Here is a 26,946-nt window from a genome sequence, read left to right as displayed (position 1 = left end):
CCCACGCCGTTACAGGATATACTTCGACAGATCCGCATTACCGGCTAGGCCCGCCAGGCGATCGGCGACATAGGCCTCATCCACCGTCACCGTGGTGCCGACGCGATCCTCGGCGTCAAAGCTCACTTCTTCCAGCAGCTTTTCCATCACCGTCTGCAGCCGCCGGGCGCCGATGTTCTCCACGCTCTCGTTCACTTGCGCGGCGGTGCGGGCAATCGCGCGCACCGCTTCGGGCGTGAAGTCCAGCGTGACCTGCTCCGTGCCGAGCAAGGCACGATACTGTTCCACCAGGTTGGCGCGGGTTTCAGCCAGGATGCGCACAAAGTCATCCTCGCTCAGCGCCTTCAGTTCCACGCGGATCGGCAGGCGGCCCTGCAATTCGGGCAGCATGTCCGAAGGCTTGGCCACGTGAAACGCGCCCGAGGCGATGAACAGCACATGGTCGGTCTTCATCGGGCCATACTTGGTGGCAACCGTCGTACCCTCGATCAGCGGCAGCAGATCGCGCTGCACGCCTTCGCGGCTGACACTGCCACCGCGCACGTCCGACACGGCGATCTTGTCGATCTCGTCGATGAACACGATGCCGTTGGTTTCCGCGTTCTGCAGCGCCACCCGAGCCACGTCATCCTGGTCCATGCGCTTTTCGGACTCTTCGTCCACCAGCTTGTCCCAGGCATCGGCCACGCGCATCTTGCGGCGCTTCAAAGGCTGGCGGCCAAACGCCTTGCCCATCATGTCCGACAGGTTGATCATGCCAACGTTGCCGCCAAGCCCTGGAATTTCCATCGGGGCGGCGGGGGCATCCTCCACCTCGATTTCCACTTCCACGTCGTTCATCGCGCCTTCGCTCAGGCGTTGGCGAAAGCTTTCGCGCGTCGCTTCGCTGGCACCATCGCCCACCAGGGCCTTGAGCAGGCGGTCCATCGCTGCCTTGCTGGCCGCCTCGCGTACGGCTTCGCGGCGGCGGTCCTTTTCCAGGCGGATCGCTTCTTCGGCCAGGTCGCGGGCGATCTGCTCGACGTCTCGGCCGACATAGCCCACTTCGGTGAACTTGGTCGCTTCCACTTTGACGAACGGCGCATCGGCCAGGCGGGCCAGACGGCGGCTGATCTCGGTCTTGCCGCAGCCGGTCGGCCCGATCATCAGGATGTTCTTGGGGCTCACCTCATCGCGCAGGTCGGGCGAGAGGCGCTGCCGGCGCCAGCGGTTGCGCAGGGCCACGGCGACGGCGCGCTTGGCATCGGCCTGGCCAACGATATGTTCGTCCAGCGCGCGGACGATGGCCTTGGGGGTTAGACTGTCGAGCATCAGATTTCTTCCAGCGTCACGCGGTCATTGGTGAACACGCAGATTTCGGCTGCCACCTGCATGGCGCGGCGGGCAATCTTTTCGGGATCGTCTTCATAGGCATCCACCGCCCGCGCGGCGGCCAGGGCATAGTTGCCACCCGATCCGATCGCGGTAATCCCGCCTTCGGGTTCCAGCACATCGCCGTTGCCGGTCAAGACCAGCAGCGTGCTGGCATCGGCCACGATCATCAGTGCTTCGAGATTGCGCAGGTATTTGTCGGTGCGCCAGTCCTTGGCCAGTTCCACCGCCGCGCGCATCAGCTGGCCGCGATGCTGCTCCAGCTTGCGCTCCAGCCGCTCGAACAGGGTAAAGGCATCGGCCGTGGCTCCGGCAAAGCCGGCGATCACCGATCCATCGCCGATGCGCCGCACCTTGCGCGCATTCGGCTTCATCACCGTGTTGCCCATGGAAACCTGGCCGTCACCCGCAATCACGGTACGGCCGTTCTTCTTCACCCCGATGATCGTGGTGCCGTGCCACTGGACCAGGCCGTGGCTCGCCTTGCTATCGTCCATGCCGGCGATATGGGATCGCCGGCATGGCTTTCAAGCCGCCGCCCTGGCTCAGCTGCCGTTCGGGCCCGAGCCGGCGGGGCCACGGCCCTGGCCGGTGGTGCCGCCCGGCATGGCGCCGACCGAGCCGATATTGCCGAACAGATCCTGGAAGAAGCTGCGGTTGCGGCCCAGCGTCGGCGTCGCTTCGCGCACCGGATGGATCGTGGGCACGCGGGTCAACGTGACGCGGTCGATCGTGCTGACGTTGCCGGCGGGATCGAAATTGACCTTGAGCACCTGCTCGCTGCTGGTGCGCGGGCGCTTGAACGGCTTCTGGCGGGTATCGATCGACACGTAGTACCAGCTCTGCGGGCCGAACTGGCTCTTGAACGTGGCCTGGCCCAGCGCGCGTTCCACCGACAGGCGGTTGTCCACGCCCGGCTGCACCGAATCGGTCAGCGCCTTGTCCATCTGGAACCCGCGATGGTCGCGGATACTGGCGCAGCCGCTGACCAGCACGACCAGACCAGCCAGCGCCGTCGCCTTTGCCACCCGCGCCGCACCGTTCAGGGCCATCCGATTCTCGCGCATTCGATCACTCCAAATTCGACCCTTGCGGGACATGCGGGCTGTCTGATGGGCCCGATCCCCACTGGCACCACGCACAAAGGCACACTTTGCCTTCGCGCCACAGCGCCCTATATCCGCGCAAGCCTTAGGGGCGAAACGGGTTGTCCGCAATGGCGGCGTGCCGGTTTGCGCCGTCCGGTTGAAATTGGCCGCGCCCTGGCGCTGCCACCACGCTTGCAAAGGATGCCCGCCCCATGTCCCTTCTTGCCCGTCTGCTGGGCCAGACCCGCGATGATCGCGATGCCGCCCGCCCGCTGTGGCACCGCGTGGTGGAAATCGCGCGCGAAAAGGAATGGTATGCCGATTGCGGCGTGGCCGATACCGTGGCCGGGCGGTTCGACATGATCACCCTGGTGCTCAGCATCGTACTGGTGCGCATGGAACGCGATCCTGGGCTGATCCCGGCATCGGTGTGGTTGACCGAACTCTTCGTGGAAGACATGGACGGCCAGCTGCGCGAAAGCGGCGTGGGCGATCTGGTGGTTGGCAAGCATGTGGGCAAGCTGATGAGCACGCTGGGCGGTCGCCTGGGCGCCTATCGCGACGGGCTGGAAGCGGGTGAAGACGCCTTTGCCGCCGCGCTTGCCCGCAACATGACATTGACCGAGGGCACAGACCCCCTGCCCCTTGCCCGCCGTGCACGCGCCTTTGCCGCCGGCCTGGCGCTGGCGCCGGCAGACCGGGTCCTGGCTGCGGAGATTGGACGATGAGCAATACCCCCGAATATTCCTACATCGTCGATCTGCGCCAGATCGGCGACGCGCCCCTGGTGCTGGAGCCCGATGCCGATGCGCGCCGGCGCCTGGCCGGCCGCTTTGGCATTACCGCGATCGATGCCGCGCGCGCGCAGGTCAAGCTGACCGCCGATGGCCCGGTGGTGCGCGCCGATGGCCGCCTGACCGCCGCGATCATCCAGGCCTGCGCGATTTCCGGCGAGGATTTCCCGGTCAAGATCGACGAGCCGCTGCACCTGCGCTTCGTGCCGGAAACGCAGATCGCGGCCGAACCGGATGAAGAGATCGAGCTGTCTGCCGACGATTGCGACGAAATCCCCTATACCGGGCTGACGTTCGACCTGGGCGAAGCGGTGGCGCAAAGCCTCGCGCTGGCAATCGATCCCTTTGCCGAAGGCCCCCTGGCCGACAAGGCCCGGGCCGAACACAACCTGGCCGGTGACGAGGCCAGCGGGCCGTTCGCCGCCCTGGCTGCCCTGCGCGGCAAGGAATAAGGCACATGGCCAGACCGCAAGGCAACACCGCCCCCGGCGGGCCCGGCGCGCGCGATCTCACGCGCGGGCCGATCCTGAAAACGCTGCTGCTGTTTTCAATGCCCACGCTGGTGGGCAATATCCTGCAATCGCTCAACGGGTCGATCAACGCCATCTGGGTCGGTCGGCTGCTGGGCGATTCGGCGCTGGCCGCCACGGCCAATGCCAACGTGGTGATGTTCCTGGTCTTTGCCGCCGTGTTCGGGTTCGGCATGGCCGCCACGGTCAAGGTTGGGCAATCGTTTGGCGCTGGCAATGTCGATGCCGCGCGGCGCACTTTCGGCACGGCCGTGGGCTTTTGCGTGGGCCTGGCGATGATCGTGGCCACCGCCGGCTGGATCTATACCCCGGCGCTGCTGCGCCTGATGTCCACACCGGCGGATATCTTCGGCTTTGCCCTGGCCTATCTGCGCGTGATCTTCGTGGCGCTGCCAGCGACGATGATCTCGGTGATGATCTCGATGGGCCTGCGCGGCGCGGGCGACGCCAAGACCAGTCTCTATTTCATGATCGTGTCGGTGGTGCTCGATTGCGGGCTCAACCCGGTGTTCATCGCCGGCTTGGGGCCGATCCCGGCGCTCGGCATCGCCGGATCGGCGCTGGCCACGGCGATCTCGTCCTATGTCTCGATGCTGGTGCTGGTGATCTATGCCTATGCCCGCAACCTGCCGCTGCGCCTGCGCGGGGCGGAACTGGGCTATCTGGTGCCGCGCATGGACGAGCTGCGCTACATTGTCACCAAGGGCCTGCCGATGGGCGCGCAAATGCTGATCGTGTCGGGCGCGGGCATCATCATGCTCGGCCTGGTCAACCGCGAAGGCTCGATCGTCAGCGCCGCCTATGGCGCCTCGCTGCAGGTGTGGACCTATCTGCAGATGCCGGCCATGGCCATTTCCGCCGCGCTCAGCGCCATGGCCGCGCAGGCGATCGGCGCCGGCCTGATCGACCGGCTGGGGCGAATCACGCGCGCTGGCCTGATCCTCAATTTCGCCGTCACCGGCCTGATGACCGCGCTGCTGCTGGCGTTCGACCGCCCAGTCCTGGTGCTGTTCCTGGGCTCGACCAGCCCGGCGGTGGACATGGCGCGCCATATCCAGCTGCTCGCCAGCTGGAGCTACATCCTATTCGGGATGACGATCATGCTGTTCGGCACGATGCGCGCGGGCGGCGTGGTTATTGCGCCCCTCATCGTGCTGGCCATCGCCATGTTCCCGGCACGGCTGGGGTTCTATTCCTTCGCCTATCCCTCGCTCGGCGCCGATGCGCTGTGGCTCGCCTTCCCGGTTGGCTCGCTCGCGGCCGTGGCCATGGCGGCGATCGCCTATGCCCGGCCCGGCTGGCGCGAAAAGGCGCGGGTGGTGAGCCAGGCGCGTCGGCAGGAAAGCGAAGCGGCCGCCGAATGCGCAGCCGAAAGCGTGCCGGCCTGAAGCCGGTGCGGGGCTGCCGCAGTACGCTGGAAAACGGAAAGAGGTGGGGGGATTTCTGTTGCCCGGCACCCCCCGGGCCGCTGGTATCACTTCTGTTGACCGGCGTGTCCAGCCGCGCTTTCGCTTTGTAAGATCAGGCCGTTAGGCCGTCAGGTTACGCGGCGAGAGCAAGTGCTTCGTTGTCGTTGGCACTTGTTGGTTTTGAGCCTTGAACGGGTTACTCAGCCCGGGCGAAAACAACGCTTTTCAACACACGTCGATCCTAGTTCGGCCCCGTCATCTTTCCCGCCTGGCCCAAGAGCCGGAACGAGAGAGGTGGTGGAGCCGCCGGGTACCGCCCCCGGGTCCGCTGCGTCTATTGCACGCCGCAGTTTATCGCCATAGCCGGGTCAAACCCGGCACGACCCCATATAGGGATTCCTGCGGCGATGGAAAGGGGGTGCTGTGCCCGGCGCAGCCTGTGCAAAAAATTGCGCCAGGATCAGCCGCATTCTCTCCCCCTCCTCTTCAGAGGAGGGGGTCGGGGGGTGGTGGAAAGATAGCGCAAGGCTTCGCACCACCCCCAGCCCCTCCTCTGAAGAGGAGGGGAGCATGAGATGGCGCGCGCCAGCCAGCGTCAATCCTTAGCCTTGAGCGCGTCCCTGATCTCGATCAGCAGGTCCACCTCGCTCGGCCCCTTGGGCGCGGCGGGCTTGGCTTCTTCCTTGCGGATCAGCGAATTGGCCGCCTTCACGATCAGGAAGATGATGAACGCCACGATCAGGAAGTTCACCGCCTGGGTGATGAAATCGCCATAGCCGATCATCGGCACGCCCGCCGTCTTGAGCTGGGCATAGTTTTCCGGATCGCCCTTGAAGCTGGCCGGAATCGGCCCAAGCCGCACGAAGTACTTGGTGAAATCCACGCCGCCCGTAACAAAGCCGACCACCGGCATGATCACGCTTTCGGTCAGCGAGGTGACGATCTTGCCAAAGGCACCGCCGATGATCACACCGACCGCCAGGTCGAGCACGTTGCCACGCGCGATGAATGTCTTGAACTCTTCGAGAATGGCCACGGCGCATTTCCCCTCTTTAACCAAACAATCGCGAATGATTGCCACCACCGCCAGCCGGCGGCAAGCGCGCAGGCAAATCGTTTACAGTTCGATCAACGACAAGGCACTGCCCTTGATCCGCAACCATGCCGCGCTATGTCTCTTGCGCATCTGCAACGAGGATCGATCCATGTCCCGCGCTTTCAACCGCTTCCTGCCCCGCTTTGCCTTGGTCGCCGTGGCGGCCGGCAGCCTTGCCGGCTGCGGCGTCAACACGATCCCCACGGCCGAGGAAAACGCCAAGGCCAAGTGGGCCGAAGTGCAGAACCAGTACCAGCGCCGCGCCGATCTGGTGCCCAACCTGGTTGCCACGGTCAAAGGCTATGCCAAGCAGGAACAGGATACCCTGGTCAAGGTGACCGAGGCCCGCGCCAAGGCCACCTCGGTCCAGATCACCGCAGCCGATCTTACCGATCCGGCCAAGGTGGCCGCCTACCAGAACGCCCAGGGCCAGCTGTCGCAGGGCCTGGGCCGGTTGATGGCCAATGTCGAAGCCTATCCCGACCTCAAGTCGAACGAAAACTTCCTGGCCCTGCAAAGCCAACTGGAAGGTACGGAAAACCGTATCGCCGTGGCCCGCCGCGATTACAACGACGCGGTACAGTCCTACAACACCACGATCCGCACGTTCCCGGCAGTGATCGGGGCCAAGGTGATCTATGGTGCCAAGCCGATGGTGCCGTTCCAGGCGACGACGCCGGGCGCCGATACCGCGCCCAAGGTCAATTTCAATTAAGCCGATGAAACAGAGCGCGGCGCAGCGGCTGGCCGCCCTTGCCCTGCTGGTGCTGGCGATCTTCGCCACGCCAGCCTGGGCGCAGACGTTTCCGCAACTGACCGGGCGCGTGGTGGATGATGCCCATCTGCTCAACCCGCAGCAGGTTCAGGCCCTTGATGCCAAGCTGGCCGCGCTGGAACAGCAATCCCAGCGCCAGCTGGTAGTGGCCACCGTGCCCGATCTTCAAGGGTACGAGATAGAGGATTATGGCTATCGCCTGGGCCGCGCCTGGGGTCTGGGTGACAAGCAGCGCAACGACGGCGCGATTCTGCTGGTTGCCCCCAAAGAGCGCAAGGTGCGGATCGAGGTCGGCTATGGCCTGGAGGGTATCCTGACCGATGCCTTGTCTGAAATCATCATCCAGCGCGAGATCGTGCCCCGCTTCAAGGCCGGCGATTATGCCGGTGGCATCAACGCCGCCACCGATCAGTTGATCGCCCAGCTCAAGCTGCCCGAAGACCAGGCCCGCCAGGTAGCGGCGAAGGCCGAGCAGGCGCAGAAACAGGCGCGCGAACCGCATTTCGATGCCGGCACCGTGGTATTCCTGGTGATCTTCGGCCTGTTCTTCGTCCTGCCGTTCATCCGCGCCATGCGCGGCGGCGGTCGCCGCTATGGCGGTGGTGGGCCAGGCGTGTTCATCTTCCCCAGCGGTGGCTGGGGCGGCGGCTCCGACTGGGGCGGCGGCGGTGGCGGCGGATTTTCCGGCGGCGGTGGCAGCTTTGGCGGCGGTGGCGCCTCGGGGAGTTGGTGACATGATCCTGACCGAGGCGGAACAGGCCCGCATTGCCGCAGCCGTGGCCCGGGCCGAGGCTGAGACCGCCGGCGAGATCGTCCCGGTGATCACGCCGGCGTCCGATCCCTATGCCGATGTTGCGCTAGCCTGGGCGGTGTTCATCGCGTTCCTCGCCCTCGCCGCGCTGGAAACAGCCCCGGCATTCTATGTCGCGCTGGTCGATCGCGTGCTGGGCCTGTGGGCCACGCAATGGACCGCGCGCGCCTATTTCGGCCTGGCGCTGAGCGTCGCCCTGCTCAAGTTCACCGCCATGCTGGCGCTGCTGCAATGGCGCGCCTTGCGCCTGTGGCTCACCCCGGCGCCGATCAAGCGGGCACGGGTCCATGCCCGCGCGCTGACCGCCTTCCGCCTGAGCGCGGAAAGCCGCACCACCGGGCGCACCGGCGTGGTGCTCTATGTCTCGCTGGCCGAACGCAAGGCCGAAATCATTGCCGACAGCGCCATCGCCGATCGCGTCAGCCCCGATGTCTGGGGCGAGGCGATGGCCGCGCTGCTCGGCCCCTTGCGCGAAGGGAACCTCGCCGAAGGCATGGAGGCCGCCCTCGCCCAGATCGGCGCCGTGCTGCGCCAAGCCTCCCCGGCGCGGGCGCACGATCACAATGAACTGCCCGACGGACCTATCCTGCTATGAGTCTCGAAGACGAATACCGCGACAATCCCGAAGAAACCCGCTGGGAAGGCCGCTTCATCACCGCCAAGACGCGCGGCCGCTGGGAATATGTCGGCCGGGCGCGCAACATTCGCGCCGCCGTGATCCTGGCGATCACCGACGCGCGCGAGATTATCCTGGTCGAACAGTTCCGCGTGCCGCTGGGCCGCCCGTGCATCGAATTGCCCGCCGGCCTGATCGGCGACGATGACAGCAGCGCCGGCGAAGATGCTGGCTTGGCCGCCCTGCGTGAACTAGAAGAGGAAACCGGCTATCGCGCCACGCGCATGGAACCGCTGGGCGAGTTCTGGTCCAGCCCCGGCATGGTCTCGGAAAGCTTCACCCTGTTCCGCGCCCATGGCCTGGCGCGCGTTTCGGCCGGCGGCGGGGTGGAGGGCGAAGGCATTACCGTGCACCACGTGCCGCTGGATGGCATGGCCGACTATATCGCCGCGCGCCGGGCCGAGGGCATGGCGGTGGACGTGAAGATTCTCACCCTTCTGGGGCCGGGTATCCTGGGCTGAACACGGCAGGCGCGGCACCCCGGGTGCCACGCCCGCGCGCTCACTCCCATCAATCCGCCGCGCGCAGCCGCAGCGCCAGCAAAGTGGCGGCCGCGCCAAGCGACCCCAACGCCATGATGACCGATACGGTCAGCAGCGGCAGGCCGGCGGTGTGGAACAACTCGCCCGCCAGGATCGGTGAACCGGCCGCGCCGATGCGGCCCGCACCGATGGCAAAGCCGGTGCCGGTGGCGCGCACCTTGGCCGGAAAGCCATGGGCAAAGGCCGAATAGAACCCGACAATCGCAGCATTGGTGGTGAACCCGGTGAAGAACACCGCCAGGCGCCAACCTGCCAGGCTCTGCGCCCCCAGCCCGAACAGCGACACCGCCACGGTGCCGGCCACCAGCATGGCGATCGTGGGCCACTTGATGCCAAAGCGGTGCATCAGGAAGCCAAACATCCCGCCGCCGATCGCCCCGCCGATGTTGGCCCAGACCAGCACGCTGGCCGCCTGCGGCTGGGTATAGCCGAAATCGGCCACGATCTTGGGGCTCCACTTGAGGATGTAGTAGAACGTGATGCAATGCAGCGAATAGCCCAGCGTCAGCTGCAGCGTGGTGCCAACCAGGCCGGGCCGCAGGATATCGAGCAGGCTGGCCCGCGGCGCACCTGGCTCCACCGGAGGCAGCGCCTGGGCCGTGGGCAAGCGCAGCGCGGCGAGCGAGCGGTTGGCCCGCGCCAGGGCGTCGGCCGGGCGGCTGACCAGGAACCAGGCCGGCGTTTCGGGCACCAGGAAATAGACCAGCGGAATGAACACCAGGGTGGCGATGGCGCCGAATTCGAACACCACGCGCCAGTCCCCGCTTTTCAGCAGCAGCGCCGCGATCGTGCCACCCACCGTGGCGCCGATGGGATAGCCGATCACCATCAACGACATCGCCAAGCTGCGGCCCTTGTTGCTGCAGATTTCGGCCGTGACCGCGTTGATCGCCGCCAGCATGCCGCCGATGCCCAAACCGGTGAGCAGGCGCCACAAGCCCAGCGTGTAGGGATTGGCCGCCGTCGTGGCCAAGCCCATCCCGATCGCCATGACAACCAGGCAGCCCAGCACAGTGGGACGCCGGCCGAACCGGTCTGCCGCGCCGCCCAGCAGGATCGAGCCAAAGCCCATGCCGATCAGTTCCATCGACAGGACCACGCCTAGCGCATCGCGCCCGATGCCCCATTCCTTGGAAATGCCCGGCGCGGCAAACGCGCTCGACAGCACGTCGAACCCATCGAGCGCGTTGAGGGCGATCATCAGCGCCACGGCGATCCACTGCCGCGTTCCCATCGGGGATTGGCGAATCACCTCGCGCGGATCGTGCAACATCGTATCTCTCCCGTCCGCGCCCGGCTGACGCGTTATTGCTATGGTTTATAACATGCCGGAGCGATCTGGCTACTCGTGAATGCGCGCCAGCAATTCCAGCAGCAGTTTCACTTCCTTGTCGGAAAAGTGGCGCTTCACCCAGGCCTCGTGCTCGCCAATCGCGAACTTGGCGCGCGAGAGCATGGCCTGGCCTTCAGGTTCCAGGAACAGCGCCTGCTTGCGCCCGTCCTCGGCCGATCGGTCGCGCCGCAGATAGTGCTTGGCCTGAAGGCGGTTGATGATCGCCATGGTGGTGGCGCGGTCCATCCGCAGGCGCTGGGCCAGGTCGGTCTGGGCAATGCCGGGGTGATCGTCGACCAGCCACAGCACCGAAACCTGCTTCTGCGTCAGGTCCAGCTCGGTGAAGGTCTCGGTAAAATGGCGCAGGCAGGCGCCATGGGCCAGGCGGATATGGAAGCCCAGGATGCCGTTGATTTCGCCGATATCGGCCTCTTCGCCCGGTGGCGGGGTCACCACATCGGCAAACTTGTCCTTGATCAATGCCTGCTCCCCATTGCCTTGCGCATCAGATAAGCGCAATTGTTAGCCAACCATACAAAACTAGCAGGAGGATGCCAGTGTCTCACTTTCCCGCCTCGCCCAGCTTTACCGGCTTCAACACCCCGTCGCGGGTCGAGGCCGACATTGCCGACCTGGCCCACGATGGGGAAATTCCCCGCGAACTGAACGGGGCGTTTTACCGCGTTCAGCCAGACCCGCAATTCCCCCCGCGCCTGGGTGACGATATTGCCTTCAACGGCGATGGCATGATCACCCGGTTCCACATCCACGATGGGCAGGTGGATTTCCGCCAGCGCTGGGCCCACACCGACAAGTGGAAACTGGAAAAGGCCGCCGGCAAGGGCCTGTTCGGCGCCTATCGCAACCCGCTGACCGATGACGAGAGCGTGCAAGGGCAAATCCGCTCCACCGCCAATACCAACGCCTTCATCCACGCTGGCAAGCTGTGGGCAATGAAGGAAGACAGCCCCGCCCTGCTGATGGACCCGGCCAGCATGGAAACCATCGGTTTTGAAAAGTTCGGTGGCCGCATGACCGGCCAAACCTTTACCGCCCATCCCAAGGTCGATCCGGCCTCCGGCAACATGGTGGCGATCGGCTATGCCGCCAGCGGCCTGTGCACCGATGACGTGACCTACATGGAAGTAAGCCCGACCGGCGAACTGGTGCGCGAGGTGTGGTTCAAGGTGCCCTATTACTGCATGATGCACGACTTCGGCATCACGCAGGACTATCTCGTGCTGCACATCGTGCCCTCGATCGGCAGTTGGGAGCGGCTGGAGGCAGGCCTGCCACACTTCGGCTTTGACACTACCAAGCCCGTCCACCTGGGCGTGATACCCCGGCGCGATGGCGTGACCCAGGAAGACATTCGCTGGTTCACGCGCGATAACTGCTTTGCCAGCCACGTGCTGAACGCCTGGCAAGAGGGCAGCAAGATCCACTTCGTCACCTGCGAGGCGAAGAACAACATGTTCCCGTTCTTCCCCGATGTGCACGGCGCCCCGTTCAACGGACGCGAAGCGATGAGCTATCCCACCGATTGGGTGGTGGACATGGCCAGCAACGGCGATGCCTTTACCGCGATCGAGCGCCTGTCGAACACCGCCTGCGAATTTCCGCGCATCGACGATCGCTTTGCTGGGCGGCACACGCACCACGGCTGGTTCCTGGAAATGGACATGCAGCGCCCGGTCGAACTGCGCGGCGGCAGCGCCGGCGGGTTGTTGATGAACTGCCTGTTCCACAAGAACTTTGCCACAGGCGAAGAACAGCACTGGTGGTGCGGCCCGGTCAGCAGCCTGCAAGAGCCGTGCTTCATCCCGCGCAGCAAGGACGCGCCCGAAGGCGATGGCTGGATCGTGCAGGTGTGCAACCGCCTGGAAGAGGCCCGCAGCGACCTGTTGATCTTCGATGCGCAGGCGATCGCCCAGGGGCCGCTTGCCACCGTGCACATCCCCATTCGCCTGCGCTTTGGCCTGCACGGCAACTGGGCCGATGCGGCCGACATCGGCCTGGCGGCATGACCACACCATGCTATGACGCATAACGATCTGGCCGATGGGAGAGCATGCATGATCAAGCCCGAACTGGAATTCGTCTATGAGGCGAGCGGCGACCTGGAGCCGCCGCGCCAGATCGGCCAGACCTATGACGGCACCCGCCGCATCATTCCCATCGTCGGCGGCGGGCGTGTCGAAGGACCGCTGATCAAGGGACAACTGGTCGGCAATTCCGCCGATTGGCAGCTCACCCGCGCCGACGGGGTAACCGTGGCCGATGCGCTCTATGCGATCGAAACCGACGATGGCGTGCTGATCCAGATCCGCAACAAGGGCCTGCGCCACGGCCCGCCCGGTGTCATGGCCCGGCTTGCCGCCGGCGAGGAAGTCGATCCGGCCGAATACTATTTCCGCACCGTACCCGAATTCATCGCGCCGGTGGGCAAGTATGAATGGATGAACCGCTCGATCTTCGTGTGCAGCGGCGCGCGCTATCCCCTGGGCATCAAGCTGTGGGTGTGGCGCGTACTGTAAGGTTGCTTGTGGTTCCCCCCCTCTGAAGAGGAGGGGGCTTTTCCATCAATGCCTTAACTCCCCCTCCTCTTCAGAGGAGGGGGTCGGGGGGTGGTGGAGGTACGGCACCGACGCTTCAGGTCTTACGCCCGCGCACGCAACCCGGCCTCGTCCCGCGCGCTGCGCCGTGCGATCAGCAGCATCAGCACCACGATGGGAATGGCCACGGCATTCATCGTCAGCATGGCGTGGGTCAGATTGCCCGTGGCATCGGAAATCAGGCCCACGGCATAGGGGCCGATGCCCATGCCCACGATGGTCATCGTCAGCAGATAGAGGCTGGCAGTGATCCCCCGCATGCGCGGCAGCACTTGGTCATACATGATGGCATAGAGCGGTGGCATCCACCCCGTCAGCACCAGGCTGTAGATCGCAAAGTGCCAATAGAACGTGGTCGGATCGGGCGAAAGGTACGTCCAGAACGACAGCAGCGGCGAAACCCCCATGGCAAACAGCGCCACCAGTGCCCGGCCCGAAGACGGCAGGCGGCGGTGCAGCAGATCGGCCAGCGGCCCCCAGATCAGCGGGCCGACAATGCCCATCGCCGCTGACAGCAGCCCGAACTGCAGCGCGGTGTCCTTCATCGAAAGGTGATAGGTCTTGATCAGGAAGCTGGGGTTGAACGCCATCATCCCATAGTTGATCGCCGATTGCAGTGTGCCCACCGCGATCGCCATGATCAGCGTGGGCGATCCGGCAATCACGCGAAAGGCCTGGGCATCATCGGCGCGCATGCGCTGCATCAGGTTGACCAGCACGAACAGGCCAAAACCGATCACGCCCCATTGCAGGCTATGCGCATCGACCGTGACTGGCCCCAGCGGCAGCGGCGGCCGGGCCGACAGGCCCCGGCAGATCACCGCCAGCACGGCCATGACCGCGGCGATCCCGGCCAGCGCCGCCAGGTTGGTGGCAAAGGCCGCCGCCTTGGCCCGACGCAGCGCCATGGCGATCCAGTGCAACCCCGGCGTGACCCCGCCCAAGAGCGCGATGCTGGCGCGAAACGGGTGCGGATCGGCTGGCGCGGGCATGCCATCCATCGCCCCGCGTGCCGGTTCCTTCATCGTACCAACGAATGCGGCAAGGACGAAACCAGGCGCTGCCGCCACCAGAAACGCAAACTGCCAGCCTTTGAGGCCGAGCGGCGCGCTGCCCCCCGCCCAATGCTCGGTCCAGGCTTGCGCGGCAACGCCACCCAGGATCAAAGAGCCGCCCAGCCCCAGCGCAATCGCCGAGGCCATCACCGCCATGACGAAACCGCGCCGATGCTTGGGCCAGAAATCATAGATCAGCGACGTGCCCGCCGGCTGGGTTGCCGCCTCGCCGATGCCCACGCCCAGCCGCGACAGCGCCAGCAGGCCAAAGCTGGTGGCGAGGCCCCCCAGCCCGGTCGCCGCCGACCACAGCACCAGGCTGATGCCCAGCAGCCTGGTGCGCGTCCAGCCATCGGCCAGGCGCCCTACCGGCAGCGAGAACAAGGCATAGAACAGCGCAAAGACAGTGCCATAGAGCAGCCCCATCTCGGCATCGCCCACGCCCAGGTCGTGCTTGATCGCCGGGGCCAGGATCGCCAGGATCTGGCGATCGAGCAGGCTCATCGCATTGGTCAGCGCCACCAGCACCAGGGCATACCAGCCCCCGCACGCGATCGTGCGCGATGGGCCGGCAGCCCCTTCACCAGCCGCGCTATTGCTCTCTGTCATGCTCAGGCCAATGCCGCAGCGATGGTCTGGGCGATCGGTGTGGTGGGCCGGCCGATCAGCGCGCTCAACGTGCGGCTGTCGTCAAACAGCTGGTCCTTGCTCGATTCAAAGCTGGAATTGGCCAGCATCTGCGCCAGGAAGCCGGGCAATCCCACCCCTTCGAGGGCGGCGGCATAGTCGGCCTTGGACATATCGACATAAGCCACCGGCTTGCCCGCCTGCCGCGCCACTTCGGCCGCGAATTCCACCATGGTAAAGGCGGTATCGCCCGCCAGTTCATAGACTTCGCCGCCCTTGGCACCGATCAGCGCCTGGGCCGCAGCCGCGGCATAATCGGCCCGGGTGGCGCTGGCGATGCGGCCCTGCCCGGCCGCGCCCAGAATGGCGCCGTGGGCAATCGCCGGCGCCAGGGCGCCGGTGTAGTTTTCATTGTACCAGCCATTGCGCAGCAGCACGAAAGGCACGCCGCTGGCGCGCAGCAGCGCCTCGGTTTCGCGATGCTCCTGCGCCAGGCCGATGGTCGAGGTATCGGCATGGAGGATCGAGGTATAGGCGATCAACCCAACCCCGGCCGCCTTGGCCGCGTCGATCACGGCGGCGTGCTGCGGCACGCGTGCGCCCACGGCATTGCCCGAGATCAGCAGCAGCCGCTCCACCCCGGACAGCGCCGGCGCCAGCGTTTCGGGCTTGTCGTAATCGGCCACGCGCACGGCCACGCCGCTGCCTTCCAGCTTGGCCGAATCGCGCGCCAGCGCCACGACATTGCCAGCGCCCACCTTGGCCACCAGTTCAGCCAGCACCAGACGCCCCAGTTGGCCCGATGCACCCGCAACAGCGTACATGCTCATTCTCCTTCGGCCTGCGTGATCGACAAGATTACAGCTTGAACCAGCGTTCCGCGTTGGTCTGGAAGAACTTCTTCTTGGTTTCGGGCGTCATGTCCATGGCGTCCATCGCGCGCACTTCATCAGCAACGTACTGATAGGGATAGTCCATCGCATACATCACGCGGTCCGCGCCCATCACCTCCTGGCAGAACTTGATCGCCGGCTCCCACGCCATGCCGGAATTGGTCACCAGCACGTTGGAGCGCAGGTATTCGGCAATGGTCTTCTTGAGCGGCTTCATCCGGGCATAGCGCTGTGACCGCACGCCGGCCTGGTGCATGAAATCAAGGCGATAGAGCCAATAGGGGAGCGCCTCGCCCATATGGCCGACCATGATCTGCAAGCTGGGATACTTGTCAAAGATGCCGATCGTGATGAGCCGCAGCAGGTGCATGCCGGTTTCCACGCCAAAGCCAAAGATGGCGCCATCCAGCCCGGCCTCCAGCATCGGCCCGATCATCGCATCGGGTGGCGTGCAGGGGTGGATATAGAGCGGCTGGTCGACCTCGACCAACGCGCGGAAGATCGGATCGAAGAATTCCTCGTCGAGATAGCGCCCTTGCGTGTGGCTGTTGATCTGGATGCCCTTGAAGCCCAGTTCCTTGGCGCCGCGATGGATTTCGCGGGCAGACCATTCCGGGTCCTGCGGGGCCACGGTGCCAAGCCCGATGAAGCGGTCGGGATAGGCTTCACAGGCGCTCGCCAGCCGATCGTTGGCGCGGGTGGCAATCGCCTTGGCTTCGTCGAGGTTGGTCAGCGGCTGCACCCCGGGCGAGGTCAGCGCCAGGATCGCCTTGTCGATGCCGGTCGCGTCCATGTCGGCAATGCGCCGCTCGCCCAGGTCGAGCAGGCGCTCCATGATCTGCACCGCGCGCTCCGACGGCGATTGGGCGTAAAACCCCCAAAGCGAGACCATGCCCTTGTCGGCCTCGCCATCGCGGATCATACGCAGATAGGCATCGACCTGTTCCTGGGTGGCAAAGGCTTCCTCGGTGGCGATGCGCAAATATCCTTGCGCGCCGCCGGTGTTCAGATCCTGGGTCATGCGGGCCTCTCCTGGTTATGGGCCGGCCCGCGCGCGATCACCTGCGGATCATGAGCGACAGACTGGCAATGTGATTCATGCGATCCTCGCGCGCCGGGCGCGAGACATACTGGCCGGAATAGCCCGCCTCCACGCTGATGCCGCGGCCCACCGGCAGGGCCACGCCGGCAAAGCCGCGCAGCTGGTCGAAGCCCGATTTCTGGCCCCAGCCGGTGCGGTTGAGGCCCACGAATGGTTCGGCCCAGATCACCGCCTGCGGCGCGCCCGGCTTGCCCAGCGGCACGTCGAGCCGCATCAGCTGGCGCAGGCGCCAGCCCGTTCCGCCCTGCCCGTCGACCAGGCGCTGTTCCAGCCGCGTGCGCCCGGTCAGCGTCGGGCGCGTGGTGCCATTGCCCGCCCCGTCGCCAAACGCGCGCCAGGTCACCTGCTCGAACACGCGGTGTTCGTGGCTCACCCGCCCGCCCAGCGGATCGCTGCGGATATAGCCATAGCCGCCCCAGACCGTAGTCGACCGGTCGAGCTTGACCCCAAGCGCCCCGCGCACGATCGCTTGCCCGGCGCGCTGCGCATCGTCGGTCAGGCGCAGTTGCACGTCGGTGAACAGCACGAGGTTCTGGTTGAGGTTCAGGAACGATTGCTGCGCCAGCCACACCTGCGCGTCGTCCTCCGCTGCCAGAGCGGGAGTGGCGGCAAGGACCAGGGCAGGAAAAAGCATTCGGCGCATCGGGCACTCCGGCAGGCAGCAGACAAGCCTGCCCCGCTATGCCGCTTGCCTTTCCCGAATGTTTCCCGCCCATGACGTTGCGCATCAGGCTTCGTGCACGGTCTTGGTCACCAGGCACGCCATCAGGCCTTCGGGGCCGTCTTCGTGCCCGTGGCCCGACCATTTCACCCCGCCAAATGGCGCATCGGCGCCGCCGATCATCGTCGTGTTGATGCCCAGCATGCCGGTTTCCACCTCGGCCGCCACGCGGGCGCGGGTGGCATGGCCCTGGCACCAGGCATAGGCTGCCAGGCCATAGGGCAGGCGATTGGCCTCGGCGATCATCGCATCGGCATCGGCAAAGCGGTTGATCAGCGCCACCGGGCCGAACGGCTCCTCGTTCATGATCGCGGCATCCACGGGAATGTCAGACAGCACGCTGGGCGCAAAGAAGAACCCGGCATTGCCCACCCGCTCACCACCGGTGTGCAGGCGTGCGCCGCGCGCCACGGCGTCGCCGATCAGGCGCTCCATCGCCTCGGGCCGGCGCGGATTGGCCATCGGGCCCATCTGCACGCCATCCTCAAGCCCGTTGCCCACGCGCACCTGCGCCGCGCGCGCGGCAAAGCCATCGCGGAAAGCCTCGAACACCGGCTCTTCCACGATGAACCGCGTCGGGCTGACACAGACCTGCCCGGCGTTGCGATACTTGTGCGCCACCGCCGTTTCGATCGCGCGATCAAGGTCGGCATCGGCAAAGACCAGCACCGGGCCATGGCCGCCCAATTCCATCGTCGTGCGCTTCATGTCGTCGGCCGCCAGCTTGGCCAGATGCTGGCCCACCTGGGTCGATCCGGTGAACGACAGCTTGCGGATCACCGGGCTGCCGAGCAGATGCCGGCTGACCTCGTCGGGCACGCCGAACACGGCCTGCGCCACCTGCGGCGGCAACCCGGCATCGAGCAGGCATTGCAGCACGCCCAGCGCGCTGGCCGGGGTTTCCTCGGCCGCCTTGAGAATCACCGAACAGCCTGCGGCGATCGGCGCACCCAGCTTGCGCCCGGGATTGCCGAGCGGGAAATTCCACGGCGCAAAGGCCGCCACCGGGCCAACCGGCTCGTGCGTGACGGTAGAGCGCATGCCGGTAGGCCGCACCAGCGCGCGGCCATAGACGCGCTGCACCTCGCCGGCATAGAATTGGAACAGCCCGACGTTCATCAGAACCTCGATCCGCGCCTCGGGCAGGGTCTTGCCCTGCTCCAGCGTGGCGATCCGCGCCAGGTCTTCCTGCCGCTCCAGCATCAGCCGCGCCGCGCCATTGAGCACGGCGGCACGCTGCTGCGGGGTGGACTTGCGCCACAGCGCAAAGCCTTGCGCCGCCACATCGAGGGCGGCGTCAAGGTCTGCCGCATCGGCCAGCGGCAGTTCGCCCAGCACCGCGCCCGTCGCCGGGTTGACCACGGCGTGGGTGCGCCGCCCACCCCCGCTCACGCGCTGGCCGTTGATGATCATGCAAAGCGAGGGATAGGTCGTCGTGGTCATGGGCTGGGGCTTACTTCGCAGCGATCGCGGCATCGTGATCGAGGTCGCGCTGCAGGCGCTGCGCCTCGATCGGCTTGCCGGTGATCGGGTGGTTCATGTGGAACGGGGTGATCTTGTGCGTGGGCCACAGCCAGTGGCCTTCGAGCAGTTCATCCGGCCCGCTGGGATCGGTGGGATAGGTCACCTTGGGGAACGGCACGTATTCGGGCGGCGTATGCGCCCAGCCCTTTTCGAAATCACCATGCCAGATCGGCATGTAGTTCAGGATATGCATGCGCCATTTGCCGTCCACCTTCTTGTAGGTGTTTTCGTAAATGCCGCCTTCCCACCACTGCCGGGCCTTGAGGTGCGGGGCGTCGCCCTCGAAATCCTTGTGCCGCCCGGCCTGCATCATCGAGCGCGCGCGCGCCAGCGCGGTGACGCCATCGGGCTGGATATCGATGATATCCTGCAACTGCGGGTGATCGAGCAGGAAGCCATCGATCGGGCCGTTGTTGCCATAGGTGAAGCGCTTCTGGAACCGCTCGACATAGAGGCGGCGAATGCCTTCCTTGCCTTTCCACACACCGCCGAAAAAGCGCACTTCGCCATCGTCGGTGAACAGGTCGACCGTTTCGTTATAGAGGCACTTGTCGATCAGATAACCATAGAGATGCTGGAGCTTGCGCACGTCCAGCTCGTCCTCGCGCACGGTCAGGCGGGCTTCCACCTGGGCCAGCTTTTGTTCAAGCAGCGCAATACGATCGCCTGCCGCTTCGCCCGTCATCGCTCTCTCCATTTTGTATGTGTCACTAACAAATTGCGGATCAGCAAGCGGCTGTCAACGCCCTTGCGCTTCCAGACGCGCCACTTCTTCCCGATAGGGCCGGATCGCCAGGATCATCGACACCGTGGCGATCGGCAGCAGCGCGCCGGCGGTGATCACCAGCGCTTTCCACAACTGCGCTTCCACGCCCACGATGCGCTGCGCCACCACGCCCACCACAAAGCTGCCCATCGCCCCAAAGAAAGTGAACATGAACAGATAGATCGCGGTGACCTGACCGCGCATCTCGTTGGGTGCGATGCGCTGGATCGCCGCGTTCTGCGGCACGGCGCCGGCCAGGCCGAACATCCCGCCCAGCGCCATGACCGCCAGGCTGGTCTCGCCGGTCGGCATCAGCGGCGCGGTAATCGCGCAGATCGTGACCAGCGCAAACAGGATCGCGGCACAGCGCACGTTGGCGTCCTTGTGCCGCTTGGCCATCCATTCCACGAAAACGCCGCCCAGGAAAATACCCAGCAGCGAACTGACCAGCAGCATCGGCGCCATGACCATGCCGATGCGCCCCTCGTTCCAACCATAAGTGCGGATCATGAACGGCACCCGCCAGAACGCCAGGCCAAAGGTTTCGATCGCGGCCAGCGCCAGGCCCAGGAACAGCGGATAATAGACGCGGCCACGCGCATGGATGGCACGCACCGCGTCCAATCCGGTGAACGCCACAACGCGCCGGCCCAGGCTGGTTTCAGCCGCCACGCCGCCCTGGCGCGCGGCCGGTTGATGGCCGCGTCGTGCCGGTTCACGGATCGCCAGCAGCAGCAGGGCCGCCAGTACGCCCGCCACCGCCTCGCCCAGCAGGATCAGCTGCCAGGAATGGATGCGCAGGCCCAGCAGTACCGGATCGGGCCGGCCCGCCAGCCACATGATCAACTTGCCGCCCAGCGCCACGCCCACCGTGGTGCCGCCGATGAAACCCAGTTGTAGCACGGCAAAGGCGCGGGTGATCTTCTTGGGCGGGAAGAAATCGGCGAGCAGCGAATAGGACGCTGGCGCATGGGCAGAGCCGCCGGCCCCCAGGAACATGCGGCTGCCCACGAACTGGCCAAAGCTTTGCGCCGTGCCGCCCAGCGCCATGATCGTGGCCGTCGCCAGCATGCCACCGGCCAGCACCAGGCGGCGCGGATAGATATCGGCCAACCGCGCCAGCGGGATGCCCACCACCACGAAGAAGATAACGCTGGCCGGCCCACCCAGGAACCCGAGTGCCTCGTCGCTCAACGCGAAATCCTGCTTGATGCGCTGGGCCAGCATGCCAAACACGGTCTGGTCGAAGAAGTTGAGGAACGTCGCCAGCACGATGGCGAACAGCGCGAACCACGCCGCGCCCGCCGCTGGCCAGGGCTGCGTTGTCGGCACGGCCGATTCGCTGTCGAACGCTGCCTCTGCCTGAAGGGCGGCTACCCCGTCATCGGGGATCGTGGGTGCCATTGCACCTGCCATCGCGTCTCTCCTCTCCCGGCCGGCCTTTCTTGGAATCGGGCCATTTTCATCCGGATCATTGTTAGTCTTGCATACAATTCTCAGGTAGTGAATAGGGTAGGCACAAAAACAAATGACGGGCTGCGATCAACGCGCACCACCATAACAAACGTTATCTTGCAAAAACGGAGAGGAACCATGCAGAATCTGCCGGGCAAAACAGCACTCGTCACCGGAGGGGCCAGCGGAATCGGCCTGGGAATCGCCAAGGCGCTGCTGGGTGCGGGCATGAACGTGGCGATTGCCGATATTCGCGACGATCACCTGGCGCAGGGTAGCGCCGAACTGGCCGACGTGGCCGGTGGGGCGACCGACCGCATCCTCGCCCTCAAGCTCGATGTGACCGACCGCGCCAACTATGCCGCGGTGGCCGATGCGATCGAGGCGCGCTTTGGCAAGATCCACATCCTGGTCAACAATGCCGGCGTCGCCGTGGTCGGCCCAACCGACCTCGCCACGTTCGCCGATTGGGACTGGGTCATGGGCGTGAACCTGGGCGGCACCATCAACGGCATCGTCACCGTGCTGCCGCGCATCCTGTCCCATGGCGAAGGCGGCCATATCGTCAACACCGCCTCGATGTCGGCCCTCGTGCCGGCGGCGGCGACCACGATCTATTCCTCGGGCAAGGCGGCCGTCACTTCGATGATGGAATGCATGCGCCCCGAACTGGAATCGCGCGGGGTGATCTGTTCCGCGTTCTGCCCCGGCGCGGTGCAATCCAACATTGCCGAAGCCGGCAAGACCCGCCCGGCAGAGCTGGCGGAAACCGGCTATGCCGAAGCCGACAAGCGCCGCCAGGCCGGCGGCAATTTCTCGCACCTCTACCAGACCAAGGAGCAGGTCGGGCAGCGCGTGCTCGAAGGCATCCTCAACGATGAACTCTATATCCTCACCCACTCCGAATTCCTGGTGGGCGTGAAGGAACGCGGCGAGGCGACCACCGCCGCGGTGCAGACCCACCTGCCGGAAAACCCCGAATACAAGCAGACGTTCGCCATGCTGTTCCGCAACCCGGCGATCACCGCCGAGATCGAGCGGCAGAACGCACTCAAGGCCACCCGGATGGGAGTAACCGCATGAAGGATTTTGCCGGCCGCACGGCCTTCGTCACCGGTGGCGCCAACGGCGTCGGCATCGGGCTCGTCCGCCAGTTGCTCAACGAAGGCTGCAAAGTGGCGATTGCCGACATTCGCCAGGATTCGATCGACCAGGCCCTGGCCAGCCTCGACAACCGCGAAGTCATGGGCGTGCAGCTCGACGTGTCGAGCCGCGAAGCGTTTCGCGAGGCGGCCGACCGCGTGGAAGCCGAATTCGGCCCGGTCTCGCTGTTGTTCAACAACGCCGGGGTCAACCTTTTCCAGCCGATCGAGGAATCAAGCTTCGACGATTGGGACTGGCTGCTCGGCGTCAACCTCCACGGCGTGATCAACGGGGTGATGACCTTCGTGCCGCGCATGGTGGAACGGGTGAAGGCCGGCACGCAAAAGGGCGGGCACATTACCAACACCGCCTCGATGGCCGCCTTCCTCGCCGCCGGCACGCCGGGGATCTACAACACCACCAAGTTCGCCGTGCGCGGCCTGTCGGAATCGCTGCACTATTCGCTGCTGCAATATGGCATCGGCGTTTCGGTGCTGTGCCCGGGCCTGGTCAAAAGCTACATCTATGCCAGCGACGCGATCCGCCCCGACAGCCTGAAGGGTGGCGCCAAGCCGGTGAACCAGGAAGCCGTGGAGCGCCTGGCGGGCGTCCACGAATTCGGCATGGAGCCCGACGTGATCGCGCAGCGCACGCTCGACGCCATGCGCGAAAACCGCCTGCACATTTTCTCGCACCCCGATCATAGGCAAGAGATGCGCGAAATCTTTGACGAGATCATCGCCGAATACCGCGATTATCCCAAGGATGCCGGGCACGACCAGCGCGTGGCGTTCGAGGCGTTCCGCCGCGACTCATTCGCCAAGGCCCGCGCCGCCTCGCGCGCGTCGGATTTTTGAAAAGCTGGGGAGCGCTTCGAGCGCTCCCCCAAGCATCACGCCAAAATAAGCGCCGGCGTTTCGATCAGCTTCTTCACCGCCTGGACAAAGCTGGCCGCATCCCAGCCATCGACCACGCGGTGGTCGCAACTGATCGAGATGTTCATCAGCTTGCGCTTGGCGATGCGTTCGCCGCCGAGGCCATCGGGCACGAACATCGGCCGCTCGACAATGCGGTTGGGGCCAATGATCGCCACTTCCGGCCGGTTGATCACCGGCGTCGTCGCCACGCCGCCCAGCGGCCCAAGCGACGTGATGGTAAAGGTGGAGCCGGAAAGCTCGTCCGGCTTGGCCGTGCCGTTGCGCGCGGCATCAGCCAGCCGCGCGATTTCCCGCGCCAGGGCCCAGGGGTTCATCGTCTGGGCATTGCGGATCACCGGCACCATCAGGCCCGCCGGGGTCTGCGTCGCCATGCCCAGGTGCACCGCGCCGTGGCGCGTCACCACGCCGGCTTCATCGTCATAGCGCGCGTTGAGCATGGGGAACTGCGGCAGCGTGCGGCAGATCGCCACGATCAGCAGCGGCAGCATGGTCAGGCGCGGACGATCGAGGCCGCCGGCATTGAGCTGCGCACGCAGTTCCTCCAGCGCGGTGACATCGCATTCTTCCACATAGGAAAAGTGCGGGATCGCACGCTTGGACGCGGCCATGTTCTCAGCAATGCGGCGGCGCAGGCCAATCACCTTGACCTGCTCATCCGCCCGCGCCGCCGCGCCAGGGGCATAGCTGCGGTTGTAAGCCAGGAACTGGTCGAGATCGCCATGGCGCAGGCGCCCATCCTGCGACGGGCGCACCTGGGCCAGGTCGATGCCCAGTTCCCTGGCGCGCTGGCGCACCGCCGGGCTGGCGAGCACGCGGGCGCTCTGGTGTCCGGCAGCAGGTTCTGCGCAAACGGGTGCGGACTTTTCGTGCACAACCTCCGTTCGGGCTGAGCTTGTCGAAGCCCCCTGCGCAACCGCAGAGCCAGGCCCCGGCACTTCGACAGGCTCAGGGCGAACGGGTGCGGGTTCGTCGTGCTCAGGTTCCGTTCGGGCTGAGCCTGTCCAAGCCCCTTCCCTAACCTCGCCGGCAACCTCGATCTCCACCAGCATCGAGCCGATCGGAATGCGATCACCCACTTCGCCGGCGATCGAAACCACGCGGCCCGCCACCGGGCTTTCCATTTCCACGGTGGCCTTGTCGGTCATCATGTCGGCCAACGGGCTGTCCTCGCCTACCGTGTCGCCGGGTTGCACGTGCCAGGCAACGATCTCGGCCTCGGCAATGCCTTCGCCGATGTCGGGCAGGCGGAAGGTGTAAAGCGCCATGGGATCAATCCTTGCAGATACGGTCGAGGGCTTCGCCGATGCGTACGGCCCCCGGGAAATAGGCCCATTCCAGGCTGTGCGGATAGGGCGTGTCGAAACCGGTCACGCGCTCGATCGGCACTTCCAGCTCGTAGAAGCAATGCTCCTGGACCAGGGCGGAAAGCTCTGCGCCAAACCCGCCGGTGCGGGTCGCCTCATGCACGATCATGCAGCGCCCGGTCTTGCGCACCGATTCGCGGATCGTGGCGATATCCAGCGGCACCAGTGTGCGCAGGTCGATCACTTCGGCATCCACGCCCTTGTCGATGCACACCGCATGCGCGACGTGAACCATCGTGCCATAGGCCAGCACCGTCACCGCCTCGCCTTCGCGCACCACGCGCGCCTTGCCCAGCGGCACGGTGTAATGGCCCTCGGGCACCACGCTGTCGGGATGCTTGCTCCACGGCTCCACCGGCTTGTCATAGGCGCCGGTGAACGGCCCGTTGTAGATGCGCTTGGGCTCGAAGAAGATCACCGGATCGTTGTCTTCGATCGCGGCAATCAGCAGCCCCTTGGCATCGTGCGGGTTGGACGGGATCACCGTCTTGAGGCCGGCAACATGGGTGAACAGTGCTTCCGGGCTCTGGCTGTGGGTCTGCCCGCCAAAGATGCCGCCGCCAAAGGGCGATCGCACCGTCAGCGGCGCGATAAATTCCCCGGCCGAGCGATAGCGCAGCCGCGCCGCTTCCGACACCAGCTGATCCAGGCCCGGATAGATATAGTCGGCAAACTGGATTTCGGGCACCGGGCGCAGGCCATAGGCGCCCATACCTACCGCCACGCCGATGATCCCGCATTCGCTGATCGGGGTATCGAACACGCGGGTCTTGCCATACTTCTTCTGCAGGCCGGCAGTGGCGCGGAACACCCCGCCGAAATAGCCCACGTCCTCGCCCATGATCACCACGGCGGGGTCGCGCTCCATCATCACGTCGAGGGCGTCGTTGATCGCCTCGATCATCGTCATGCGACGGCTCGTTCCCTGGTCCGTCATGGCATATCGTCTCCATCTTCGGGCCGCCAGTCGGGCCACTTGATCCGCCGCTCGCGCATGGCCTGCTCGCTCTGCTCCTGCAGGTGCCAGGGCAGCGTCTCGAACACGTCTTCGAACATCGTGTGGAACGGATGGTGCAGGCCGTGGCCCAGCACGCCGTTGGCCTCGGCCGCGCGCGTGGCGGCCTTCACCGCCTCGGCCAGTTCCTGGTCCATCGCTGCCTGGCGATCCTCGTCCCATTCGCCGAGCGCGATAAGGTGGTTCTTCAGCCGGACGATCGGGTCGCCCAGCGGCCAGGTGCTCCGCTCCTGCGCGCTGCGGTATTGCGAGGGATCGTCAGAGGTCGAATGCCCCTCGGCGCGATAGGTGAAATGCTCGATCAGCGTCGGCCCGGCATTGCTGCGGGCGCGGTTGGCCGCCCAGCGCGTGGCGGCATAGACCGCCAGCGGATCGTTGCCATCGACACGCAGCCCGGCCACGCCATAGCCGATCGCCCGCGCGGCGAAGGTCTGGCGCTCACCCCCGGCAAAGCCCGAAAAGCTGGAAATGGCCCACTGGTTGTTGACCACGTTGAGCACCACCGGCGCGTTATAGACGGTGGCAAAGGTCATCGCCGAATGGAAATCGCCCTCGGCGGTCGATCCCTCGCCCACCCAGGCAGCGGCAATGCGGGTATCGGCCGAAATGGCGCTGGCCATGGCCCAGCCCACCGCCTGCGGCAGCTGCGTGGCCAGGTTGCCCGAGATGGTGAAAAAGCCATAGTCGCGCGCCGAATACATGATCGGCAGCTGGCGGCCTTTCAGCTTGTCGGCCTTGTTGGAGTAGATCTGGTTGATCATCTCGATCAGCGGATAGCCGCGCGTGATCAGGATGCCCTGCTGGCGATAGCTGGGAAACACCATGTCATCGGCCGCCAGAGCCATGGCCGGGGCCACCGAGGTCGCCTCTTCGCCGGTGCACTTCATGTAGAAGCTGGTCTTGCCCTGGCGCTGGCCGCGAAACATGCGCTCGTCGAACGCGCGGGTCAGCGCCATGTTGCGCAGCATGGCGCGCAGGGTTTCGGGATCGAGCCGCGGATTCCACGGGCCCAAGGCCTGCCCGCTTTCATCGAGCACGCGGATCAGGTCGGTGCACAAGGGCCAGGTATCGGCAGCGGCGCAGGCCTCGTCCGGGCGGGGCTGCGCGCCCACTGGCGGCAGGTTGAGGCCGCTCCAGTCCGGCTCGGCGCCGGGCCGCGCCTTGGGCTCGGGCACATGCAGCGCCAGGGGCTGCTGGTTGGCGAATTCTGCCACGATTATCCTTTCCCAGGCCTTTCGGTTTCCCTGGCAGCATAACGCGAAAGGGTTGGAAAGGGTTGCCAATTGCGGGGCAGGTAAAAGCA

27 protein-coding genes and 1 other RNA gene are annotated in these 26,946 nt (G+C 65.6%); 11 read left to right on the top strand and 17 right to left on the bottom strand.

Translation table 11 applies throughout. The features are described from left to right. Positions 1 to 9 precede the first annotated feature (9 nt). The 3 genes from hslU to ABIC78_RS14010 are packed head-to-tail and all read right to left on the bottom strand — an operon-like array spanning position 10 to position 2,438. Positions 10 to 1,311: an ATP-dependent protease ATPase subunit HslU gene (gene hslU, locus ABIC78_RS14020; protein WP_022676925.1), complete on the bottom strand. Its 1,302-nt coding sequence runs from the start codon at positions 1,309 to 1,311 to the stop codon at positions 10 to 12. Then, positions 1,311 to 1,868: an ATP-dependent protease subunit HslV gene (gene hslV, locus ABIC78_RS14015; protein WP_022676924.1), complete on the bottom strand. Its 558-nt coding sequence runs from the start codon at positions 1,866 to 1,868 to the stop codon at positions 1,311 to 1,313. The genes hslU and hslV overlap by 1 nt, the downstream gene beginning before the upstream one ends. Before the next feature lie 48 nt (positions 1,869 to 1,916). Beyond that, positions 1,917 to 2,438 (bottom strand): outer membrane protein assembly factor BamE, encoded by a 522-nt coding sequence (locus tag ABIC78_RS14010; protein ID WP_054132673.1) that lies wholly within the window; start codon positions 2,436 to 2,438, stop codon positions 1,917 to 1,919. Positions 2,439 to 2,671: 233 nt separating this feature from the next. Here ABIC78_RS14010 and ABIC78_RS14005 point away from each other — a divergent pair, with 233 nt between their 5' ends. Genes ABIC78_RS14005 through ABIC78_RS13995 form a run of 3 tightly spaced genes read left to right on the top strand, consistent with a single transcriptional unit; the run spans position 2,672 to position 5,171 of the window. Further along, the gene (locus tag ABIC78_RS14005; protein ID WP_022676922.1) at positions 2,672 to 3,187 is read left to right on the top strand and encodes a ubiquinol-cytochrome C chaperone family protein; all 516 of its coding nucleotides are present in this window, start codon (positions 2,672 to 2,674) and stop codon (positions 3,185 to 3,187) included. Continuing rightward, positions 3,184 to 3,705 (top strand): YceD family protein, encoded by a 522-nt coding sequence (locus ABIC78_RS14000; RefSeq protein WP_169048920.1) that lies wholly within the window; start codon positions 3,184 to 3,186, stop codon positions 3,703 to 3,705. Before ABIC78_RS14005 ends, ABIC78_RS14000 begins: the two co-directional genes overlap by 4 nt. A 5-nt stretch (positions 3,706 to 3,710) precedes the next feature. Continuing rightward, a complete protein-coding gene (locus ABIC78_RS13995) occupies positions 3,711 to 5,171 on the top strand; it encodes an MATE family efflux transporter (protein ID WP_171797206.1) in 1,461 nt (486 codons plus the stop codon). Positions 5,172 to 5,252: 81 nt separating this feature from the next. On the opposite strand, the gene ssrA is transcribed toward ABIC78_RS13995, so the two are convergent. Together ssrA and mscL are read right to left on the bottom strand one after the other, a co-directional pair. After that, positions 5,253 to 5,610: a transfer-messenger RNA gene (gene ssrA, locus ABIC78_RS13990) on the bottom strand. A gap of 177 nt (positions 5,611 to 5,787) precedes the next feature. Then, positions 5,788 to 6,228 (bottom strand): large conductance mechanosensitive channel protein MscL, encoded by a 441-nt coding sequence (gene mscL, locus ABIC78_RS13985; protein ID WP_062788302.1) that lies wholly within the window; start codon positions 6,226 to 6,228, stop codon positions 5,788 to 5,790. 169 nt (positions 6,229 to 6,397) lie between these two features. Between mscL and ABIC78_RS13980 the strand changes: the two genes are divergently transcribed. The 4 genes from ABIC78_RS13980 to ABIC78_RS13965 are packed head-to-tail and all read left to right on the top strand — an operon-like array spanning position 6,398 to position 9,011. Further along, complete coding sequence (locus tag ABIC78_RS13980; protein ID WP_043609664.1) at positions 6,398 to 7,003, top strand: LemA family protein; 606 nt, start codon at positions 6,398 to 6,400, stop codon at positions 7,001 to 7,003. A 4-nt stretch (positions 7,004 to 7,007) separates the two neighbouring features. Next, positions 7,008 to 7,796 (top strand): TPM domain-containing protein, encoded by a 789-nt coding sequence (locus ABIC78_RS13975; RefSeq protein WP_354490323.1) that lies wholly within the window; start codon positions 7,008 to 7,010, stop codon positions 7,794 to 7,796. A 1-nt stretch (position 7,797) separates the two neighbouring features. Next, on the top strand, positions 7,798 to 8,469 hold the full coding sequence (locus ABIC78_RS13970) for a TPM domain-containing protein (protein WP_354490321.1): 672 nt from the start codon (positions 7,798 to 7,800) through the stop codon (positions 8,467 to 8,469). Beyond that, on the top strand, positions 8,466 to 9,011 hold the full coding sequence (locus ABIC78_RS13965) for an NUDIX hydrolase (protein WP_354490319.1): 546 nt from the start codon (positions 8,466 to 8,468) through the stop codon (positions 9,009 to 9,011). Before ABIC78_RS13970 ends, ABIC78_RS13965 begins: the two co-directional genes overlap by 4 nt. Positions 9,012 to 9,060: 49 nt before the next feature. Here ABIC78_RS13965 and ABIC78_RS13960 read toward each other — a convergent pair whose 3' ends face one another. Then, positions 9,061 to 10,365 (bottom strand): MFS transporter, encoded by a 1,305-nt coding sequence (locus ABIC78_RS13960; RefSeq protein ID WP_354490317.1) that lies wholly within the window; start codon positions 10,363 to 10,365, stop codon positions 9,061 to 9,063. Between the two features lie 69 nt (positions 10,366 to 10,434). After that, positions 10,435 to 10,905 (bottom strand): Saro_0803 family transcriptional regulator, encoded by a 471-nt coding sequence (locus ABIC78_RS13955; RefSeq protein WP_022676914.1) that lies wholly within the window; start codon positions 10,903 to 10,905, stop codon positions 10,435 to 10,437. A 77-nt stretch (positions 10,906 to 10,982) separates the two neighbouring features. Between ABIC78_RS13955 and ABIC78_RS13950 the strand changes: the two genes are divergently transcribed. Both ABIC78_RS13950 and ABIC78_RS13945 read left to right on the top strand, forming a co-directional pair. Further along, positions 10,983 to 12,452: a lignostilbene-alpha,beta-dioxygenase gene (locus ABIC78_RS13950; protein WP_354490315.1), complete on the top strand. Its 1,470-nt coding sequence runs from the start codon at positions 10,983 to 10,985 to the stop codon at positions 12,450 to 12,452. A 48-nt stretch (positions 12,453 to 12,500) separates the two neighbouring features. Then, positions 12,501 to 12,962, top strand: coding sequence for a DUF3237 domain-containing protein (locus tag ABIC78_RS13945; protein ID WP_354490313.1), 462 nt, complete (start codon positions 12,501 to 12,503; stop codon positions 12,960 to 12,962). A 122-nt stretch (positions 12,963 to 13,084) separates the two neighbouring features. Here ABIC78_RS13945 and ABIC78_RS13940 read toward each other — a convergent pair whose 3' ends face one another. The 7 genes from ABIC78_RS13940 to ABIC78_RS13910 form a co-directional block, all read right to left on the bottom strand. Further along, positions 13,085 to 14,704: an MFS transporter gene (locus ABIC78_RS13940; RefSeq protein WP_354490311.1), complete on the bottom strand. Its 1,620-nt coding sequence runs from the start codon at positions 14,702 to 14,704 to the stop codon at positions 13,085 to 13,087. A gap of 2 nt (positions 14,705 to 14,706) precedes the next feature. Beyond that, positions 14,707 to 15,546: an NAD(P)H-binding protein gene (locus tag ABIC78_RS13935; RefSeq protein ID WP_354490309.1), complete on the bottom strand. Its 840-nt coding sequence runs from the start codon at positions 15,544 to 15,546 to the stop codon at positions 14,707 to 14,709. Between the two features lie 34 nt (positions 15,547 to 15,580). Beyond that, entirely contained in the window at positions 15,581 to 16,636 is a 1,056-nt protein-coding gene (locus ABIC78_RS13930) for an amidohydrolase family protein (RefSeq protein ID WP_354490307.1), read from the bottom strand. Positions 16,637 to 16,673: 37 nt separating this feature from the next. Further along, positions 16,674 to 17,360, bottom strand: a complete 687-nt coding sequence (locus tag ABIC78_RS13925) for a DUF2490 domain-containing protein (protein ID WP_354490304.1) — start codon at positions 17,358 to 17,360, stop codon at positions 16,674 to 16,676. A gap of 84 nt (positions 17,361 to 17,444) precedes the next feature. Further along, positions 17,445 to 18,881 (bottom strand): NAD-dependent succinate-semialdehyde dehydrogenase, encoded by a 1,437-nt coding sequence (locus tag ABIC78_RS13920; RefSeq protein ID WP_354490302.1) that lies wholly within the window; start codon positions 18,879 to 18,881, stop codon positions 17,445 to 17,447. A 10-nt stretch (positions 18,882 to 18,891) separates the two neighbouring features. Further along, positions 18,892 to 19,647, bottom strand: coding sequence for a nuclear transport factor 2 family protein (locus ABIC78_RS13915; protein ID WP_022676907.1), 756 nt, complete (start codon positions 19,645 to 19,647; stop codon positions 18,892 to 18,894). A 54-nt stretch (positions 19,648 to 19,701) separates the two neighbouring features. Then, positions 19,702 to 21,132 (bottom strand): MFS transporter, encoded by a 1,431-nt coding sequence (locus ABIC78_RS13910; protein ID WP_354490300.1) that lies wholly within the window; start codon positions 21,130 to 21,132, stop codon positions 19,702 to 19,704. 189 nt (positions 21,133 to 21,321) lie between these two features. Here ABIC78_RS13910 and ABIC78_RS13905 point away from each other — a divergent pair, with 189 nt between their 5' ends. Together ABIC78_RS13905 and ABIC78_RS13900 are read left to right on the top strand one after the other, a co-directional pair. Then, the gene (locus tag ABIC78_RS13905; protein WP_054132670.1) at positions 21,322 to 22,266 is read left to right on the top strand and encodes an SDR family NAD(P)-dependent oxidoreductase; all 945 of its coding nucleotides are present in this window, start codon (positions 21,322 to 21,324) and stop codon (positions 22,264 to 22,266) included. After that, positions 22,263 to 23,183, top strand: a complete 921-nt coding sequence (locus ABIC78_RS13900; protein WP_354490298.1) for an SDR family NAD(P)-dependent oxidoreductase — start codon at positions 22,263 to 22,265, stop codon at positions 23,181 to 23,183. Before ABIC78_RS13905 ends, ABIC78_RS13900 begins: the two co-directional genes overlap by 4 nt. A gap of 35 nt (positions 23,184 to 23,218) precedes the next feature. On the opposite strand, the gene ABIC78_RS13895 is transcribed toward ABIC78_RS13900, so the two are convergent. Genes ABIC78_RS13895 through ABIC78_RS13885 form a run of 3 tightly spaced genes read right to left on the bottom strand, consistent with a single transcriptional unit; the run spans position 23,219 to position 26,857 of the window. After that, on the bottom strand, positions 23,219 to 24,529 hold the full coding sequence (locus ABIC78_RS13895) for a dihydrolipoamide acetyltransferase family protein (RefSeq protein ID WP_168352544.1): 1,311 nt from the start codon (positions 24,527 to 24,529) through the stop codon (positions 23,219 to 23,221). A 4-nt stretch (positions 24,530 to 24,533) separates the two neighbouring features. After that, positions 24,534 to 25,565 (bottom strand): alpha-ketoacid dehydrogenase subunit beta, encoded by a 1,032-nt coding sequence (locus ABIC78_RS13890; protein WP_233251071.1) that lies wholly within the window; start codon positions 25,563 to 25,565, stop codon positions 24,534 to 24,536. Next, positions 25,562 to 26,857: a thiamine pyrophosphate-dependent enzyme gene (locus tag ABIC78_RS13885; protein ID WP_231627797.1), complete on the bottom strand. Its 1,296-nt coding sequence runs from the start codon at positions 26,855 to 26,857 to the stop codon at positions 25,562 to 25,564. Before ABIC78_RS13885 ends, ABIC78_RS13890 begins: the two co-directional genes overlap by 4 nt. Positions 26,858 to 26,946 lie beyond the last annotated feature (89 nt).

It is taken from the genome of Novosphingobium sp. 1529 (genome assembly GCF_040544855.1).
GTDB lineage: Bacteria > Pseudomonadota > Alphaproteobacteria > Sphingomonadales > Sphingomonadaceae > Novosphingobium > Novosphingobium capsulatum.
Note: the sequence above shows the minus strand (reverse complement) of the source record. Positions and strands in the feature narration are given on the sequence as shown.

Coding starts and splice junctions, on each gene's coding strand:
- ABIC78_RS13890 (WP_233251071.1), bottom strand. CDS start 25,565: ATGACGGACCAGGGAACGAGCCGTCGCATGACGATGATCGAGGCGATC.
- ABIC78_RS13900 (WP_354490298.1), top strand. CDS start 22,263: ATGAAGGATTTTGCCGGCCGCACGGCCTTCGTCACCGGTGGCGCCAAC.
- ABIC78_RS13935 (WP_354490309.1), bottom strand. CDS start 15,546: ATGTACGCTGTTGCGGGTGCATCGGGCCAACTGGGGCGTCTGGTGCTG.
- ABIC78_RS13980 (WP_043609664.1), top strand. CDS start 6,398: ATGTCCCGCGCTTTCAACCGCTTCCTGCCCCGCTTTGCCTTGGTCGCC.
- hslV (WP_022676924.1), bottom strand. CDS start 1,868: ATGGACGATAGCAAGGCGAGCCACGGCCTGGTCCAGTGGCACGGCACC.
- ABIC78_RS13930 (WP_354490307.1), bottom strand. CDS start 16,636: ATGACCCAGGATCTGAACACCGGCGGCGCGCAAGGATATTTGCGCATC.
- ABIC78_RS13925 (WP_354490304.1), bottom strand. CDS start 17,360: ATGCGCCGAATGCTTTTTCCTGCCCTGGTCCTTGCCGCCACTCCCGCT.
- ABIC78_RS13995 (WP_171797206.1), top strand. CDS start 3,711: ATGGCCAGACCGCAAGGCAACACCGCCCCCGGCGGGCCCGGCGCGCGC.
- ABIC78_RS14000 (WP_169048920.1), top strand. CDS start 3,184: ATGAGCAATACCCCCGAATATTCCTACATCGTCGATCTGCGCCAGATC.
- hslU (WP_022676925.1), bottom strand. CDS start 1,311: ATGCTCGACAGTCTAACCCCCAAGGCCATCGTCCGCGCGCTGGACGAA.
- ABIC78_RS13895 (WP_168352544.1), bottom strand. CDS start 24,529: ATGGCGCTTTACACCTTCCGCCTGCCCGACATCGGCGAAGGCATTGCC.
- ABIC78_RS13915 (WP_022676907.1), bottom strand. CDS start 19,647: ATGACGGGCGAAGCGGCAGGCGATCGTATTGCGCTGCTTGAACAAAAG.
- ABIC78_RS14005 (WP_022676922.1), top strand. CDS start 2,672: ATGTCCCTTCTTGCCCGTCTGCTGGGCCAGACCCGCGATGATCGCGAT.
- ABIC78_RS13965 (WP_354490319.1), top strand. CDS start 8,466: ATGAGTCTCGAAGACGAATACCGCGACAATCCCGAAGAAACCCGCTGG.
- ABIC78_RS13970 (WP_354490321.1), top strand. CDS start 7,798: ATGATCCTGACCGAGGCGGAACAGGCCCGCATTGCCGCAGCCGTGGCC.
- ABIC78_RS13945 (WP_354490313.1), top strand. CDS start 12,501: ATGATCAAGCCCGAACTGGAATTCGTCTATGAGGCGAGCGGCGACCTG.
- ABIC78_RS13910 (WP_354490300.1), bottom strand. CDS start 21,132: ATGGCACCCACGATCCCCGATGACGGGGTAGCCGCCCTTCAGGCAGAG.
- ABIC78_RS13975 (WP_354490323.1), top strand. CDS start 7,008: ATGAAACAGAGCGCGGCGCAGCGGCTGGCCGCCCTTGCCCTGCTGGTG.
- ABIC78_RS13905 (WP_054132670.1), top strand. CDS start 21,322: ATGCAGAATCTGCCGGGCAAAACAGCACTCGTCACCGGAGGGGCCAGC.
- ABIC78_RS13960 (WP_354490317.1), bottom strand. CDS start 10,365: ATGTTGCACGATCCGCGCGAGGTGATTCGCCAATCCCCGATGGGAACG.
- ABIC78_RS13940 (WP_354490311.1), bottom strand. CDS start 14,704: ATGACAGAGAGCAATAGCGCGGCTGGTGAAGGGGCTGCCGGCCCATCG.
- ABIC78_RS13920 (WP_354490302.1), bottom strand. CDS start 18,881: ATGACCACGACGACCTATCCCTCGCTTTGCATGATCATCAACGGCCAG.
- ABIC78_RS14010 (WP_054132673.1), bottom strand. CDS start 2,438: ATGCGCGAGAATCGGATGGCCCTGAACGGTGCGGCGCGGGTGGCAAAG.